Genomic DNA, 16,944 nt, shown 5'->3' with positions numbered 1-16,944 from the left:
TTCTTAAGATGAGAAAACTGCGCTCGCAGCATTGGTTCGGCGGATTTGGCAAGGACGCCTTCATCCATCGCAGCTGGATGAAGAACAACGGCCTGCCCGATGATGTGTTCGACGGGCGCCCCGTGATCGGCATCTGCAATACTTTTTCCGAGTTCACCCCCTGCAATGCGCATTTCCGCGGGCTGGTCGAACACATAAAAGCCGGTGTGCTCGAGGCGGGCGGATTGCCTTTGGAGTTTCCCGTATTCTCCTGCGGGGAATCCAATCTTCGTCCAACTGCCATGCTCTTTCGCAATCTCGCTTCCATGGATGTCGAAGAAGCAATTCGTGGCAACCCCATGGACGGGGTTGTGCTGATGGCTGGCTGCGACAAGACCACGCCCGCCCTGGTCATGGGCGCGGCCTCATGCGACCTGCCCTCCATCGTCGTCTCGGGTGGCCAATGCTCAACGGACGCTTCCACGGCCGCGAGATCGGCTCGGGAACCGATGTCTGGAAGTTTTCCGAAGATGTTCGCGCCGGCATCATGAGCGAGCGTGAGTTTGCGCAGGCTGAAAGTGCGATGTCGCGCTCCGCCGGTCATTGCATGACCATGGGCACGGCCTCGACCATGGCCTCGATGGTTGAAGCGCTCGGCATAGCCTTGCCTGGCAATGCCGCCTACCCGGCTGTGGATGCCCATCGTGCGCGGCTGGCGCGGATGAGTGGCCGTCGCATCGTCGAGATGGTCGAGGAGAATTTGCAGCTGTCGCATGTCCTCACGAAGAAGGCGTTTGAGAATGCGATCCGCGTCAACGGCGCCATCGGCGGCTCAACCAATGCGGTCGTCCATCTTCTGGCAATCGCCGGACGTGTCGGCGTGGACCTGACGCTCGATGATTGGGATCGGCTCGGACGCGACGTCCCGACCATCCTCGATCTGATGCCTTCCGGGCGCTTCCTGATGGAGGATTTCTGCTACGCCGGCGGCATACCCGCCGTCATGAAGGAGATCAGCGATCTCCTTCATCTCGACATTTTGACGGTAACCGGCAGAACCCTGCGTGACGAGCTTGCCGAAGCCGTCAACTACAATTCCGAGGTGATCCGCCCGAGACAGAAGGCACTGACGCAGAATGGCGGCATCGCGATCTTGCGAGGCAATCTGGCTCCGGACGGCGCAATCATCAAACCTTCTGCCGCTTCGCCCGAACTGATGCGCCACCGAGGTCGCGCGGTGGTATTCGAAGACATCGACCACTACAAAGCCACCATCGATGAGCCGACGCTCGACATCGATGAAAGCTGCATCATGGTGTTGAAGAACTGCGGTCCGAAAGGTTATCCCGGCATGGCCGAGGTAGGCAACATGGCGCTGCCGCAGAAGCTTCTCAAGAAAGGTGTGCGCGACATGGTGCGTATCTCGGATGCGCGCATGTCCGGTACCGCCTTTGGCACGGTCGTGCTGCACACGACGCCGGAGGCCGCCATCGGCGGGCCATTGGCTCTTGTGCGCAATGGTGACGTCATCGAGCTCGACGTGGATGCCCGCAGGCTCCACCTCGACGTTTCGGATGAGGAATTGGAGCGGCGGCGCAGGGGATGGGAGCCGCCCGTACCCGCCATGCCAGGTGGCTATCAGGGCCTCTATGTCGAACACGTTCTGCAGGCGGATCGTGGCGCCGACCTGGATTTCCTAGTCGGCTGCCGTGGTCACGCCATTCCGCGCGAAAGCCATTAAGGGCGCAGATGGGCAAGTTCGGCAGCGAAAATTTTCACGGCATCCATGCCATCGTCTACGCATTGTTCGATGGCGAAGAGCGGCTGAACCGCACCGCCATGCGAAGGCAGGTTGAGCTCTGCCTTGGCAGCGGTGCCCACGGCATGGCCGCTCTGGGACTTGCCACCGAAGTGGCGAAACTCACGGAGGCGGAACGCCGCACGGTGATGGACTGGGTCGCGGAGGACACGCGTGCAAGGGTGCCGCTCGCCTTCACCATCTTTGGCGCTTCGGTCGCCGAGCAGATCGCCCAGATCCGCCATGCCGAAAGTGTCGGTGCCGATTGGGTCATCCTGCAGCCACCGTCGGCCGGCACGTATGGCGCGGCCGAATACATCCGCTTCTTCGGGCGCGTTGCGGAAGCAACGGATTTGCCGGTAGCCATCCAGAATGCTCCAGCCTTCTTCGGACGCGGATTGACCGCCGACGAGATACGCGATCTCGTCAGCCAGCATCCCAACATCCAGCTGGTCAAGGGTGAAGGCCCTGTCGTCGACATAGCAGGCCTGATCTCGCGCACCGAGCGTCGAGTGCCGGTGTTCAACGGTCGCGGCGGGCTGGAGTTGATCGACAATTTCCGTATCGGTTGCAGAGGCATGATCCTGGCCCCGGACTGCATCGACTACGCAGTACGCGCCTACGCCGCTTTTAGCGCGGGTGACGAAGGCGGAGCGGAGGCGCAATATCGTGCGATGTTGCCGCCAGCCGTTTTCGTCATGCAGGGCATCGAAAACCTGATCTGCTATGGCAAGCGCCTCTTCGGCGCCCGCGCAGGCATTCCGATCCACGATCGCGCTCCGGCGCTTCGTCCCGACAAGATCGGGCTTGAGATGGTGCAGCGTTTCGCGGCACAACTCGGCCCGCTGACTGCTGAATAGCGGACAATACGAGGGCGACCTGGAATGCGCTGGCAAACGACATGATGGAACCTGTACCTGCCTCAGGACGAGGTCTGCCGGCACAGATCGCTGCTCGCATGGGCCGCAGCATTCTCCGCGGCGAGTTGCGGCCGGGTGACAAGCTGCCGAAGGAAACCGACCTGCTCGACCAACTCCAGGTCAGCCGCACAACGCTGCGCGAAGCGCTCACCATCCTAACCAGCAAAGGTTTCATAGAAGCCAAGCAGCGCATCGGCACGAGCGTGCGTGCGCCGGAGTTCTGGAACATGCTTGATCCCATTGTCATGTCATGGCACGGCGATCAGGATGAACAGGCTCTCGCGGAAGAGTTGTTCGAGATCAGATCGGCGATTGAACCTCTTGCCGCCAGGCTGGCGGCAAGACGAGCCACCAAGGCCGATCTCGAGCAGCTTCGTACGGCGCTCGCGACAATGGCGCAGGATCAATCCAATCCAAGGCTTGCAATGGAAGCCGACGTTGCCTTCCACCTCGGCATCATCCAGGCCGCACACAATCGCTTCCTTGGACCTGTTGGTTCCGTCATCCGCGCCGCGCTTACCATCAGCGTCCCGAAGACCTTCGCCAAATTCGGCGGCATGAGCCATGCGCTCGGGATGCACGAAGCCATCGTGAAAGCCATCGAGCAACGCGATCCGGTCAAGGCTGCCAAGGCGGCTGAAAAGCTGATTTCCGATACGTATGATCGGAATTTTTCCAAACCAACAGGCTAGAACCGAGCTGGTGGCCGGCCTGATGCCTGGAGCGTTTCCGTTTTCCACGGAAACGCGGAAACGCTCCAAGTTTGTTTTCTTCGCATTTTTGTAACGCCAGGTGATTCCACTTGGCCACAAAATGCCTAGGACATGTCGAACATGCGCTTGAGAGGCACGACAAGCGGTTCGTTGCGGTCGTTGTACTGCATGACATCAGCCATGAAGTCCCACCAGCGGCGGTTCACCTCCGTTTGCGGCAGCTTGTCCATTGTGTGGTCGTCGCTGCGAACCAGCGTCGCGAACAGGTTGTTGGTTTCCTCGTCCAGCCAGATGGTATAGTCCGACACGCCTGCATCACGCAGCGCCTTCTCGAGTTCAGGCCAGATCTCATCGTGCCTTTTCTTGTACTCGGTCGCCTGACCGGGATTGAGGACCATGCGAAAGGCAATGCGTTCAGGCATGTGGTTTCCAGTCCTAGGCTTGCGAACGAATGCGCAGTTGGTCGAGGCCGACCGCCAGCAAAAGCACGGCCCCCTTTGTCACATCCTGCCAGAAGCTCGAAACATTGAGCAGGGTAAGACCGTTGTTGAGTGTTCCGAGGATGAGAACGGCCAGCAATGTGCCCCATACGGATCCGCGTCCGCCGAACAGGCTGGTCCCGCCGAGGATGATCGCGGCGATGACGGTCAACAGGTGCTTGCCGACGGCATCGGGTGCAGCTGCTCCAAGCATCGCAGCAACGACGATCCCTGCAACGGCGCCGGAAATGCCGGAAAGGACGTAAAGCATTATCTGGGTGCGGTCGACGGGAATACCCAGCATCCGGCTGGCGTCGGGATTGCCGCCCGACGCATAGATGTAGCGGCCGAATGGCGTGAAGGTCATCACCCACCAGATCACTGCGAAGAAGACCAGCATCAGGATGAGGGGAACCGGGATGCCGCCCAGCCGGCCGGAGCCGATCCAGTTGAATCCTGCAATTGCGAGCGGCTGCGTCAAGCCGCCGGTAAGCACCAGCGACAGGCCGGTGATGATGCTCATCGTGCCGAGCGTGACGATGAACGGGTTGAGGCGCAGCGCATTGGTCAGCGCACCATTGCCGGCGCCGATCGCACCGCCGACGAAGATGGCCACCGCGCAGGCCAGCCAGATATCGATCCCCGCCGCGTAGCACAGCGACACGACGACACCCGAGATGCCGGCCACGGCAGCGACGGAAAGATCGAGGCCTCCAGCGATGATGAGCGGTGTCCCGGCCGCCGCCATCAAGCCCACGAAAGCCATGTTCGAACCGATCGAAAGCAGGTTCTTGAAGGTCAGGAAAAATGGCGAAAGGATCGTGAACACGACCAGCAGCAGGACATAGATCACCAGCAGCATGGCTGTGCCTGCCCACGGCTTGCCCAACAGGCTGCGTCCCGATTTGCTCTTCGCGGCCTCAATCTGGCTCATGACGGCCTTGACCGTTTCTTCAGACATGGAGCCCCTCCAATCTAGGCCGCTTGCACTGCAGCAGGTTTCGACGCCGCATTCATCAGCGTGCCGGCCGAAACCGGCGTTTCATAGGTTGCAACCACCGTGCCGCCAGCCAGCACGACGGACCGATCAGCCAGCCCCGCGACCTCCTCGGCATCGGAAGAGATGAGCAGGATACCAAGGCCGTCATTGGCCATCTTGCGGATCTGCCTGTAGATCTCCGCGCGGGCGCCGACATCGACGCCGCGGGTCGGCTCCTCGAGAATGAGCGCCTTCAGGTCACCGAGCAGCCATCTGGCCAGGCATACCTTTTGCTGATTGCCGCCCGACAGGGTACCGATGGCCTGTTCGGCATTGCGGGAGCGAATGGTCAGGCGCTGGATCCATTCAGCAACGGTCGCGGCTTCAGCCTTGCGCTGGATCGTCAGCCCAGCCGTGAAACGCGGCAGGTTGGAGACCGACATGTTCTCGCGCAGGCTGAGCATCGAGATTATGCCCTCCCGCTTGCGTTCCGCCGCGACAAGTCCCAGCCCGGCTTTGACGGCGGCCTGGGCACCGCGGATTGCATAGGCTCTTCCCTCTATCGTCGCGCTGTCCGCGCTGGCGCGCGGAACCGCACCGAACAGGGCACGGCCGGCCATTTCGGCACCGGAGCCGATCAGACCGTGCATGCCGGTGATCTGACCTTTCCGGATGGTGAAATCGACACCGCGCAGCCAGCCCTCGAGCGTCAGACCGCTGACGGCAACGACATCGGAGTCCGTATGGTCTGGCTCCGCGAAGTCGGGATAGAGGTTGCCGACACGGTTGCCGACGATGGCCTCGAGCACCGTATCGACGTCGGTCTTCCCGGTTTCGAACAGTCCGGCATTCTTGCCGTCGCGCAAAACGACGATCTCGTCCGATACCTCGAAAACCTCCTTCAGGTAGTGCGAGATGTATACGATCGACACGCCCTGGGCCTGCAGCCGGCGGATGATCTGGAAGAGCATCTTCACTTCGGTTTCGGCCAGTGAAGCCGTCGGTTCGTCCATGATGAGAACCCGTGCATTGCCGGCCATGGCGCGCGCGATTTCGACGATGCGCTGCACATGATGGGAGACCGCTCCCATGCGCGTCTTGGGCGAAAGCCAGTTCAATCCCATGCGAACCAGCAGCTCGCTCGCACGATCTTCCATCACAGCCCTGTCCACTGTGCGCAGGAAGCCTGCTCCTCTGGTCGGCAACGCGCCAAGCATGATGTTTTCGGCCACCGAGAGATCGGGAAAGACCGACAGTTCCTGCGGCAACAGACGAATGCCCTCGGCGATGGCATTGGCCGGCACACGAAACTCGACAGGCTTGCCGTCGACGCTGATTTCTCCGGCATCGCGCGTGTAGTTGCCCGACAGGATTTTCATGAGCGTCGATTTGCCGGCGCCATTTGCGCCGAGCAGGGCGACGACCTTGCCGTGCCCGACACGCAGGGAAACATCGCTCAGGACAGCAATGCCGCCAAACGACTTGCCGATGCCGGTCATGTTGATCAGATCTGCCATCCACTCCTCCGCGGATGCGAAAGGCGCGCCGCGCGGCGCGCCTTGATTTATGACTATTTGCTCGGGATCAGGGTCTCGTAGCCCTTGAGCGAATCCTGTCCCTTCAGCGAAGCGAGGTGCGCCTCGAATTCCGCCTGCGGGAACTTGTACTCGAAGCTCGGCTTTTCGCCGCACTTGTAGTCCTTGTAGTATTCGCAGACATTGGCCTTGGTGATCATCACGTGATTGACCAGCACAGCCGGCGGGAGAGGTTTGCCGGCGAGCGCCGACAAGGCGATCGGGATCAGATAGTTGCCGTAGCGTTCCGGAAAATAACCGGTCGCGGCAACGAGCTCCGGCTCGTCGACCAATGCCTTCGTTTCATCCGCACCGTTGCCGACCGCGATGACGTCGGCCTGCCGTCCCGCCTGCTTGACAGCTCGCAGCATACCGATGGCCGACTGGTCATTGATGGCATTGATCATGATCGGCACCCCGTCGGGGATGCGCCCCATGAGATTGGTCATCTGCGCGAAGGATTCCTGCAAGGTGTTCTTGGTGTCGATGCGCAGCATGTGGTCTTTCGGAAAGTCGGGCATTGCTGACAGGAAGCCGGCCTGCTGGCCCTCGGTCCGCATCGCGGGAATTGCGCCCGACTGCGGCAACTCGCCGATGACGTAGTACCCTTGCTTGACCTTGTCGGCGCCGAACTTGGCGATGGCGGCCTGGCCGAGATAGGAGCCGCCCATGAACCCGGACTTGGGATTGTTCGCACCGAAGAAGGTGGCGCCCGCCATCGGAATATCGATCGCGGCGACCTTCACTCCGTCCTGGTTGAAGACGTTCATGACCTGCGGGCCGAAATTCACATCGGTCTGGAACTCGATGACGTAGTCGACGCTGCGCTGCACGAAGGATTGCGCGTTGGCCAGTGCGGTCGGACCGTCGAGACGATTGTCAGCGACAGTCAATTCGACACTGGCGGCATCGGCATTGGCCTGGATGCCTTTCTCCACGACCACGCCGAAAGTCATGTCGCGCTGCAGATTGGCAAAACCGATGACATATTTGGAGCCGTTGCGCGGCGGCGTGACTGCCGACGCGTCCTTCACCATGGCCTGCAACTGGTCGGCCGACAGCATGGCACCGTCGTAGCTGGCCGGATCGAAGCCGTGAAAATCATCTGCGGCGGCGACATTCCCATAAGTCAGCCCAAGCGCGGTCAAACCGACCAGGGCCATGATGTTCCGTTTCGTCATGAGTTCCTCCCTAGAAAACACGCGCGATCGTCAATCTCACGCAACGGTAAACTTGTCAAACAAGTTTACCGTTGCGCTCATATTGCAAGTCTCTCCAGCACAGCCTCGTCGACCACCACGCCAAGTCCCGGCCCCGTCGGCGCACCGATTTCGCCGTCGGTCTGGCGAATGGGGTTCTTCACCAGTTCGTCCTGGACGACGACCGGAAAAGGCTTCAGCTCGAACAGGCGCGCCGTGCGCGAAGCCAGCGACAGATGAAGGCTGGCGGACGTGAGGATCGCAGTGCTCCAGGCATGCGCGTTGATCGTCGCGCCCTTCGCCTGGCACAGCTTGTCGACCATGTGGAAACCCGTCACGCCTTCCGCCCGCGCCGGGTCGACGCTGACGACATCAACGGTCCCGGTCTCGATGAGGCGCTGGTAACCACTCACCGTCCACTCGCGTTCGCCCGTCCCGATCGGCACGTCGACCGCCGCCTTCAATTCGCGATAGCCGTCGATCAGGGTGGGATAGAGCGGCTCCTCGATCCAGCCGATGTCGTACTCAGCCATCCGGCGGGTGGTGGAGATCGCCGTGGCGACGTCCCATTTCACCCCGTTGCCGGCATCGACGATGATTTCGAACTCGGCACCAACCGCCTTCCGCAGCGCAGCGACAAAACGGACGTCATTGTCGGGATCGTGCCCGATATTCGATAGTCCCCTCTTTGCGAATCCCAGCTTTACGCCCCTGAACCCTCTGTCCTTGAAGCCCAGGACTTCCGCGACGCATTCTTCCATCGTTGCCTTGTTGACGTGACAGGACGCGTAGGCTGGAAGCTTGGCGCGGCTGTCGTCCGAAAGCAGCGCGAACAGGGGCTTGTCCCTGAGCTTGCCTTCGATATCCCAGAGCGCCATGTCGATTGCACTGTAGGCGAAGCATGCGACACCACCCTCGCCGTACCACCAGCAATGCGCGCGCATCGCGTCCCAGGCGCTGCGCACGGTGATGTCGCCAGCCTCGATCAGGAGATCGCCAAGCGCTTGCATGATCGCGGCGGTCGCCGTGCAGGCCTCCGGCCACATCGCGATGCCTTCACCCCAGCCGACGACCCCGTCGGTGGTTTCTATCCGCACCAGCGTCGTCACGCGTCGATGGTTGAAGTCGTTGGGATCGATGTACCCGATCACGTAGGGCCTGACGGCGCGTATCCGCATTCTCTTCCTCACCCTTGCCCCTCGACGCTCTCATCTTCCCGGCGCCTGATGGCTGAACTGACTAGCACCACCTGCGGCGAGAAGTCAATAATTGGTAAGACCACTTGTCCAATTGACAAGAATGCAGCCTTGATGACAATGTGCAAAAATCCAACGCGTCGAGAGGTGGAAACGTGCAGGAGGGAACCTTTTCCGGGGTCGAACCGCTCAAGAAGGCGGGACTCACGGAAATCCTGGTGTCGCGAATCCTGGGACTGGTGACGGCCGGCAACCTGAAGCCTGGCGACCATCTCCCCCCGGAGCGGAATCTCGCCGAGACATTTCAAGTCAGCAGACCGACGGTCCGCGAAGCCGTGAGGGCGCTCGCCGTTCTCGGTGTCCTGGAAATCCGGCATGGTGGCGGCATCATCGTCTCCCAGCTCAGCGCAGCAGACCTGCTCAAGCCGTTGACCTTCTTCCTGACCTTGCAGAACACCGAGGTCGACAAGCTCTACGAGGCGCGCGAGCTGATTGAAGGCGACATCGCCGCTCGGGCAGCCGCCAATGCCAGCCCCGACGACGTGGCGTTTCTCGAGCAGCTGATCGCGGATCAGGAAGCCGCGACAGAGACACCGGTGACATATCGCGAGGTCGACACGGCCTTCCACCGGCGCCTGGCGGAACTGGCCGAAAACGAGTTCCTCGCCCGCGCCGCGCAAAGCCTGAACATCCTCGGCCTGGAATTTCGCAAGATCGCGTCCGAGACGCCCGGTGTCATCAACCGGTCAATTCAGGACCACAAGGCGATCGTGGCCGCCTTCAGGGCGAAGGATACGGAGGCGGCGCGCGGCGCGATGGTGGCGCATATGCGCAATGTCCTGCGATCGACGCGGGAATCGATGAGGGCGGGAGACAAATCGTGACCGAACGCCGCTGGGGCCTGACCAGGCCGACCGAAGCCGACATCATCAAGGGCGGATTTTCGACGCCGTGGGATGCGCCGTTCATCCCGCCCTTTCCTTTCCGGTTCCGCAATTGCGAGATCCTGACCGTCTTCTATCGTACCGATCCGGCAGCGACGGCTTTCCTGACCCCGCCGCCGGTCAGATCCAGCGGCGATGTCGTCGCCATTCACCTCTACAGGATGAACGATCCCGACTGGATCGGCCCCTACCACGAATGCAACATCATGTTCGGCGCCGAAGTCGCTGGCCGGGCAGGCGCCTACTCACCCTATCTCTTCCTCGGCTCGGATGGCGGCGTCTCACATGGACGCGAAATCCATGGCCAGCCGAAGAAATACGCCAACCCGTCGCTGGAGCTTCGCGGTGACCTGATCGTTGGCAAGGTGGAGCGCAACGGCATCGATGTCGTTACCGTCACCACACCCTACAAACAGCGGCAAGCCGATCCGGCCGAAATGCGCCGACACTTCGATTTCGACACCAACCTCAATCTCAAGGCCATCGACCACATCGACGGTCGGCCAGCGATCCGCCAGATCACCTCGCGCAGACTGACCGAGGTCAAGGTGCACGGGTGCTGGAGCGGACCGGCCACGGTGGAGCTCAGGCCAAATGCACAGGCACCGGTATTTCGCCTGCCGGTGCTCGACCCGATCGAAGCATTCTTCTGGAAAGCCGATTTCACGCTGGTGAGCGGTGAGATCATCCACGACTATCTGGGCTCGAAATAACCATGCAGAAGCGTCGCGTCGTCGTCACCGACTACACTTTTCCCGCGCTTCTGCATGAAGAAACGGCCGCCCTCACGTCAGATGCCGAATTCGTCGCGTTCCAGTGCCGCACGGCACAGGAAGTGGCCGATGCAGTTCGCGGAGCCGATGTCGCGGTGGTGCAGTTCGCGCCGCTGGGTGCGCAGGCGATCGAGGGATTGGCGCAAGGAGCTGCAATCATCCGCTACGGCATCGGGTTCGACAATCTCGACATCGCCGCCGCCAATGCCCGCGGCATACCGGCCGGATATGTGCCGGACTATTGCATCGACGAGGTCGCCGATCACACGGTCGCGCTGGTTCTGACGCAATTGCGCAAGATCGTACCACTCGATGCCAGCGTTCGTGCCGGCCAGTGGGCTGCCGTTGCCGTCGCGAAACCGCTCGCCGCCTACCGCGACACCACGATAGGTTTCCTCGGCTTCGGGCAGATCGCCCGCGCCGTCGCCGATCGCTTGCGTCCTTGCGGATTTCACATCCTGGCATCCGATCCGATGCTGGGTGTCGAGGCTGCAGCGGACCTTCAGGTCGAGCTTGTCGAGCCGCAGGCTCTCGTTGAACGATCCGACGTGCTGAGCCTGCACGTGCCGGCGACGCCGCAGACGACGAAATTCATCAATGCAGAGCGGCTTGCCCGCATGAAGTCGAACGCCTTCATCGTCAACACGGCACGCGGCGCGCTTGTCGACGAAGCTGCCCTTGCAGCGGCTCTCAGGGCCGGCACCATCGCCGGTGCTGCGCTGGACGTGTTTGAGGTGGAGCCGCTTCCACCGGAGTCGCCGCTGCGCGGCGCACCCAACCTGATCCTCACGCCTCATGCGGCCTGGTATTCGTCGGCGGCAATAGAAACACTTCAGCGCATGGTCGCCGACGACATCAGCGCACATCTGTCCGGCAAACCGCTGCGCCGGCCGGTGCCCGGTTCCAAGCACTGAGCAGGAGGAAGCTCATGCCTGAAAAGGTCAATATCGGCATCATCGGTGCGGGCTGGTGGGCGACCCTGAGCCATATCCCCGCATTGATCGCCAACCCGCATGTCGACATCATCGCCATCAATCGCCCCGATCCCGAAGGGCTGGAGACAGTATCGAAGACCTTCGACTTGCCTCGCACCTATCGCGACGCGCGCGAAATGCTGGATGCCGAGCAACTGCACGGGGTGGTCGTCGCCTCCCCGCATGTGCTGCATGCCGAGCACGCGAAGCTGGCGCTCGAGCGCGGGCTGAAGGTGTTGATCGAAAAGCCCATGGCGACGTCGGCCGCCGACGCGCGCGCTCTGGTCGCGCTGGCCGCTGCCAGGGGCGGCGAAATCATCATGCCCTATGGCTGGAACTACAAGGCGATGACCGAGACCGCCCACAGGCTCGTTCAGGACGGCTGGATCGGTGAAGTTCGCCATGTCGTCGCACAGATGGCGTCGGCGCTCACCGATCTTTTCGGTGGTGAGCCGATGGTCGAGACAAAGGATCACCTGTTTCGTCCCCCGACATCGACCTGGGCGGATCCGAAGCGTTCCGGTGGTTATGGCTGGGGTCAGCTCACCCACGGCCTGGGTGTGCTGTTTCGCCTTGTCGACCTCGAACCGAAGCGCGTCTTCGCCAGGACCGGGCTGTCCCCCGCCGGCGTGGACTTCTACGACGCGGCAGTGCTGGAGTTCGCCAACGGTGCAACCGCGGTGCTGTCGGGGTCGGCGACGGTTCCCAAATCGCGCGGCTTCCAGCTCGATATCCGTGTGTTCGGCACAGAGGGCATGTTGTTGTTCGACATCGAACGGGCACGTGTCGAAGTGGTTCGTCATGACGGCAGGGCGCATGTCGAAACATTGGAGCCGGATGCCGGCGCTTACGAACAGGTCGAGCCGATCACGCGGCTCGTCGACCTCTGCCGCGGCAAGGATGTCGTCAACCCGGCGGACGGCACCATTGGTCTGCGTGCAACCGCCGTGCTCGATGCAATGTACCGCTCGGCCGGATCCGGGCGGATGGAGGAAGTCTGAGTCATGAAGTTGAGCATCACCAGCTGGTCGTTTCCCCTCCTGACGCTGGACGAGGTCGCGGCTGTTGCAAAGGCGATCGGCATGGAGGGGCTCGACATCGGCTACTTCTACCGCTCGGCCCTCGACAAGGCCCGGCTTTTGCAGGCTCCCGAAGCCTACGGTCACGAGATCGCATCAAGGCTGCCATTGCCGGTCTCCAATCTCTATCATCTCTTCGGAAACTCGCTCGGCGAGCGCAACCTAGCCTTGCCGGGTCATCGCGACGAAAACCTGGCCGACTTCAAGCAGGTGCTGAAATTCTGCAAGGCGGCGGGCGCACCAACCGTGTTCATCCTTCCGGGTGTGATCAACGGTAGCCAGACACGCAACGACGCCCTCGGCGAGACCGTGGAATCTCTGAAACCGCTGGTGGAGGCAGGGCAGGAAGCGGGCATAGAGGTCTGCGTCGAGCCGCATGTTCATTCCTATCTCGAGACCCCTGCCCTCACGGCTGAAATGTGCGCGCGCGCACCAGGGGTGAAGCTGGCGCTCGACTATGCCCATTTCGCTGTCAGCGGTTACCGGCAGGAAGAAATCGACATGCTGATCCCATGGCTAGGCCACGCCCATCTGCGCCAGGCCAGACCCGGCGCTTTGCAGGCCAAGATGGATCAGGGCACCTTGAATTTTCCGGCGATGTTCGCGGCCTTCCGGCAAGCCGGCTTCGACGGCTATGTCGCCAGCGAATACGTGCACCAGGACTATTTCGACACGCTGCACGATGACGTGATGTCCGAGACGATCAAGATGCGCGATCTCTTCCGTGCCTGGAGGGCTGCATGAGCAACAGGACCGCCCTCGTAACCGGCGGCGCCGGCGGCATCGGACTTGCCATTGCGACCCGCCTCAAGGCGGACGGCTTCACTGTGGTCATCGCGGATCGAAACGCCGAAGCGGCACGCAAGGCAGCGGCGGCGATCTCCGCGGACTGGCACGTTCTCGACATCGCCGACGAGGCCTCCATCGTTTCGACGGTAGACAGTGTAACGCGGGCACATGGCGAACTTGCCGCGGTAGTCAACAATGCCGGCATTCACATGCAGAGCCTGGTGGTCGAGACCACGGCGGAGGATTGGGATCGCATCCACACCGTCAATGCGCGTGGCACTTTTCTGATGTGCCGCGAAGCGGCGCGCGTGATGGGCCGCCAGGGCCACGGCCATATCGTCAACATCGTGACGCGACTTGGCTATGGCAATCCATTCTCCTCCGTCTACATGGCATCGAAGAATGCGGTGGCGGCACTGACGCAATGCCTCGCCGTCGAGATGGCGGCAACCGGAGTACGTGTGAACGCCGTTGCCCCTGGTCATGTCGGCATCGGCACGGGCATGGAGGCAGCTTTCCGCAGAAAGGCGGAAAAGCTCGGCAAGGATTGGGACGCGTTTGAAAGGCAGGTCGTCGGCTCGATCCCGCTTGGGCGCTGGTGCAAGCCAGAGGATGTCGCCGGGGCGGTATCCTGGCTGCTCGGCCCCGATGCGGATTTCGTCACCGGCGAGGTGATCTCGATCACCGGCGGTTTCCAGGCCTATGGTGTCTCGCCCGACCGCCAGACCGTTCTCGACGCGATTGAGGCACTCTCATGAAAGTAGATCTGGCGGGCAAGAGCGCTCTGGTCACAGGTGCGCGCCACGGTATCGGTGCCGCGACAGCCTCGGCCTTGGCCAGGGCCGGCGCGAACGTGGCGGTGTGCGGCCGCAAGGCCGGGGATTGCGCTGCGGTGATCGAAGCCATCAAGGCGGAAGGCGGCCGCGCGTTCGATGCCGCACTGGATGTTGCCGATCTTGCGGCCGTCAGGGGGCGTATCGACGACATCGCAGAACGGCTTGGGCGGCTTGACATCGTCGTCAACAATGCCGCGACGATCGAGCCGATGTCCACGATCGCCGATCTCGATCCGGAAAAGTTCGACCAGGCGATGCGGATAAACGTTTCGGGCGCGGCCGCCGTGACGAATGCCGCTTGGCGGCATTTCGCCGGACATGGACGCATCGTCAACCTGCTTTCGGGGGCGGCATCCCGACCGATGCACGGCTGGGCCGCCTACTGCTCGAGCAAGGCAGCGTTGCTGATGCTGACGCGGTCAATCGACGAAGAGGGCAAGGCCCATGGCATACGCTGTTTCGGCATCGCGCCCGGCCTGGTCGACACGGCCATGCAGGCGAGCATCCGCGCCGCCGGCATCAACGAAGTGTCGCAGATACCGCAGGAACGGCTCGCCGACCCCAGGGTCTCGGCAGGTGCGATCGCCTGGCTCGCCTCGGGTGCCGGCGACGACCGGGCCGGAACAATGGTGGACATCCGCGACGCGGATTTCATGGCCAAGGTGGCAGGGTAGGAGTTCGCGACATGGAGACGATGCTGGCCGCATACCTGCCGGGAGATTCGACCGTCGACCTGCGTGAAATCAGACGGCCGGTTCCCGGTATCGGCCAGGTGCTTCTCAGGATGAAGGCGTCCGGCATCTGCGGCAGCGACATCCACTACATCTACCATCGCCATCTCGGCGACGACCCACGCACATCCTATCAAGGCGTCGTCGCTGGCCACGAACCCGCTGGTCAGGTTGTCGAACTCGGTGCCGGCTGCCGTCATTTCAAGCCGGGCGATCGCGTCGCGGTGTATCATATCTCCGGCTGCGGCTTCTGCCGCAACTGCCGCAAGGGGTTCCAGATCTCCTGTACCGATCCCCAGCGCGCGGCCTATGGCTGGCAGCGCGACGGCGGCCACGCTGAATATCTGGTTGCCGACGAGCGGGACCTCGTGCACCTGCCGGACGCCTTGAGCTACCGGGACGGCTGCTTCATCTCCTGCGGTGTCGGCACCGCCTACGAGGCGGTTCTGCGTGGCAATGTGTCGGGCGGTGACGCCGTCGTCGTGGTGGGACTAGGACCGGTCGGGATGGCGGCGCTTATGCTGGCCAAGGGGCGTGGCGCGCGGCTCGTCATCGGCGTCGACACCCAGGCGGACCGCGTCGAGACAGCGCACCGGCTGGGACTGCTGGATCACGGATTGCCGGCCGGCCCGGATACCCTTGGCGAGATCGAGGCCCTGACCAGGGGCGGCGCCGGCGTAACCATAGACTGCTCGGGCAATCCACGAGGCCGGCTCATGGCCTTGCAGTCCACCCGGACCTGGGGGCGTTGCGTTTACATCGGTGAGACCGGCCCAGTCGAGTTCGACGTCAGCGATGATCTTCTGCACCGGCAGCGCACCATCTACGGCTCATGGGTGACCAGCGTGCACAACATGGATCAGTGTTGCGAGGATCTCGAGGCCTGGGGGCTGCATCCGCATGATATCATTACCGATGCCTTTCCGCTTGAACGCGCGCCGCAGGCCTATCAGCTGATGGCCGGTGGCAAGTCCGGCAAGGTGATCATCGCCTTCGACTGACGGTCGCGGCGTTACAGGTCACAACATCACTTCTTGCCAGACAAGTTTGCAGATTGCAGAATCGCGCCCTTGCCTTCACCCTTGCAGGCAGAGACGCGCCGCTTCCGGTTGCGGCCAGAGATGCGGAGAGCCAGATGCAACAACTCGAAAAGATCATTCCGCTTCAGCGCGCCCCAGCAGCGGCCGAACGGGTAGCCAACCAACTGCTCGAACTGGTGCGATCAGGCAACCTGAAGGCGGGCGACGTGCTGCCTTCGGAAAACGACCTGGCCGGGGCGTTGCAGGTCAGCCGGCCAGTGGTGCGCGAAGCACTGCGTGGTCTCGCGATCATGGGAGTGGTGGAAAGCCGCCAGGGGGGACGCTGCTATGTCACCGACCTCGAGGTCTCCCGTCTGCTGGCACCACTGCAATTCGTCATCTCCCTCGACGAGAGCAACGTCAATGCGCTCTACCAGTCGCGACTTATCATCGAGGTCGGACTGATCCGCCTGGGTGCACCGCTCGTCGACAATGCAACGCTGGCGCGGCTGCGCGAGATGGTCGCCGCAGGTCATAGCCTGACCAGGGACCCTGTCGGTTTCCGGGTGCTCGACCTGGAATTCCACGAGCAGATCATGAAGATCGCCGGCAATCCTTTCATGGAAGTGGTGGCGCGCAGCCTCTACGAACTTGGCATGGAGTACCGCCGCGTTGCCTCGCAGACACCGGGCGTTCTCGATCGCAGCGCCGCCGAACACGAAGCCATTGTCGACGCACTTGCCACGCGTGATGCCGATGCCGCTGCCGCTGCCATGCAGGCCCATCTGAGTTCGATCAACCGCACCACATACGATGCCATGCAGAGCCTCGGCACTGCCAGGACTCAACGCGACACGCCAGTCGGCAAATCAAGAAAAGCGAAAAAGGCAACTTAGCTTACAAGATTACCAGTTGACTGCATGTTGATTTCCGCCATGATGACCCTGCGCTGAGGGAGCAGC

General features: G+C 62.2%; 16 protein-coding genes and 1 pseudogene. 12 read left to right on the top strand and 5 right to left on the bottom strand.

Annotated features, from left to right (window positions below):
- The first annotated feature begins 8 nt into the window (after positions 1-8).
- The 3 genes and pseudogenes from C1M53_RS17370 to C1M53_RS17360 all read left to right on the top strand — a co-directional run bounded on the left by C1M53_RS17370 (position 9) and on the right by C1M53_RS17360 (position 3,389).
- Positions 9-1,720 (top strand): annotated as a pseudogene (locus C1M53_RS17370) (IlvD/Edd family dehydratase).
- Between the two features lie 8 nt (positions 1,721-1,728).
- Positions 1,729-2,637, top strand: coding sequence for a dihydrodipicolinate synthase family protein (locus C1M53_RS17365; RefSeq protein WP_129413370.1), 909 nt, complete (start codon positions 1,729-1,731; stop codon positions 2,635-2,637).
- Between the two features lie 41 nt (positions 2,638-2,678).
- On the top strand, positions 2,679-3,389 hold the full coding sequence (locus C1M53_RS17360; protein ID WP_129413369.1) for a FadR/GntR family transcriptional regulator: 711 nt from the start codon (positions 2,679-2,681) through the stop codon (positions 3,387-3,389).
- A gap of 125 nt (positions 3,390-3,514) precedes the next feature.
- Here C1M53_RS17360 and rhaM read toward each other — a convergent pair whose 3' ends face one another.
- The 5 genes from rhaM to C1M53_RS17335 all read right to left on the bottom strand — a co-directional run bounded on the left by rhaM (position 3,515) and on the right by C1M53_RS17335 (position 8,819).
- Complete coding sequence (gene rhaM, locus C1M53_RS17355; RefSeq protein WP_129413368.1) at positions 3,515-3,832, bottom strand: L-rhamnose mutarotase; 318 nt, start codon at positions 3,830-3,832, stop codon at positions 3,515-3,517.
- Between the two features lie 13 nt (positions 3,833-3,845).
- Entirely contained in the window at positions 3,846-4,850 is a 1,005-nt protein-coding gene (locus tag C1M53_RS17350) for an ABC transporter permease (RefSeq protein WP_129413367.1), read from the bottom strand.
- A gap of 14 nt (positions 4,851-4,864) precedes the next feature.
- Positions 4,865-6,385 (bottom strand): sugar ABC transporter ATP-binding protein, encoded by a 1,521-nt coding sequence (locus tag C1M53_RS17345; RefSeq protein ID WP_129413366.1) that lies wholly within the window; start codon positions 6,383-6,385, stop codon positions 4,865-4,867.
- 53 nt (positions 6,386-6,438) lie between these two features.
- Positions 6,439-7,623, bottom strand: a complete 1,185-nt coding sequence (locus tag C1M53_RS17340; RefSeq protein ID WP_245488183.1) for a sugar ABC transporter substrate-binding protein — start codon at positions 7,621-7,623, stop codon at positions 6,439-6,441.
- 77 nt (positions 7,624-7,700) lie between these two features.
- Positions 7,701-8,819, bottom strand: a complete 1,119-nt coding sequence (locus C1M53_RS17335; protein WP_129413365.1) for a mandelate racemase/muconate lactonizing enzyme family protein — start codon at positions 8,817-8,819, stop codon at positions 7,701-7,703.
- A gap of 173 nt (positions 8,820-8,992) precedes the next feature.
- Here C1M53_RS17335 and C1M53_RS17330 point away from each other — a divergent pair, with 173 nt between their 5' ends.
- The 9 genes from C1M53_RS17330 to C1M53_RS17290 all read left to right on the top strand — a co-directional run bounded on the left by C1M53_RS17330 (position 8,993) and on the right by C1M53_RS17290 (position 16,878).
- The gene (locus C1M53_RS17330; protein WP_165358172.1) at positions 8,993-9,721 is read left to right on the top strand and encodes a FadR/GntR family transcriptional regulator; all 729 of its coding nucleotides are present in this window, start codon (positions 8,993-8,995) and stop codon (positions 9,719-9,721) included.
- Positions 9,718-10,494 carry an acetoacetate decarboxylase gene (locus C1M53_RS17325; RefSeq protein ID WP_129413363.1) on the top strand — a complete coding sequence of 259 codons (777 nt, stop codon included), beginning with the start codon at positions 9,718-9,720 and terminating at the stop codon, positions 10,492-10,494. Before C1M53_RS17330 ends, C1M53_RS17325 begins: the two co-directional genes overlap by 4 nt.
- A 2-nt stretch (positions 10,495-10,496) precedes the next feature.
- Positions 10,497-11,468 (top strand): C-terminal binding protein, encoded by a 972-nt coding sequence (locus tag C1M53_RS17320; RefSeq protein WP_129413362.1) that lies wholly within the window; start codon positions 10,497-10,499, stop codon positions 11,466-11,468.
- Positions 11,469-11,482: 14 nt separating this feature from the next.
- The gene (locus tag C1M53_RS17315; protein ID WP_129413361.1) at positions 11,483-12,529 is read left to right on the top strand and encodes a Gfo/Idh/MocA family oxidoreductase; all 1,047 of its coding nucleotides are present in this window, start codon (positions 11,483-11,485) and stop codon (positions 12,527-12,529) included.
- 3 nt (positions 12,530-12,532) lie between these two features.
- On the top strand, positions 12,533-13,351 hold the full coding sequence (locus C1M53_RS17310; protein ID WP_129413360.1) for a sugar phosphate isomerase/epimerase family protein: 819 nt from the start codon (positions 12,533-12,535) through the stop codon (positions 13,349-13,351).
- Positions 13,348-14,154, top strand: coding sequence for an SDR family oxidoreductase (locus tag C1M53_RS17305; protein ID WP_129413359.1), 807 nt, complete (start codon positions 13,348-13,350; stop codon positions 14,152-14,154). The genes C1M53_RS17310 and C1M53_RS17305 overlap by 4 nt, the downstream gene beginning before the upstream one ends.
- On the top strand, positions 14,151-14,906 hold the full coding sequence (locus tag C1M53_RS17300) for an SDR family oxidoreductase (protein ID WP_129413358.1): 756 nt from the start codon (positions 14,151-14,153) through the stop codon (positions 14,904-14,906). Before C1M53_RS17305 ends, C1M53_RS17300 begins: the two co-directional genes overlap by 4 nt.
- Before the next feature lie 11 nt (positions 14,907-14,917).
- The gene (locus C1M53_RS17295; protein WP_129413357.1) at positions 14,918-15,964 is read left to right on the top strand and encodes a zinc-binding dehydrogenase; all 1,047 of its coding nucleotides are present in this window, start codon (positions 14,918-14,920) and stop codon (positions 15,962-15,964) included.
- 134 nt (positions 15,965-16,098) lie between these two features.
- Positions 16,099-16,878, top strand: coding sequence for an FCD domain-containing protein (locus tag C1M53_RS17290; RefSeq protein WP_129413356.1), 780 nt, complete (start codon positions 16,099-16,101; stop codon positions 16,876-16,878).
- Positions 16,879-16,944: the final 66 nt, after the last annotated feature.

Origin of the sequence: Mesorhizobium sp. Pch-S (assembly GCF_004136315.1) — a bacterium.
Lineage (GTDB): Bacteria > Pseudomonadota > Alphaproteobacteria > Rhizobiales > Rhizobiaceae > Mesorhizobium.
This window is presented reverse-complemented; position numbering and strand designations above follow the sequence as displayed.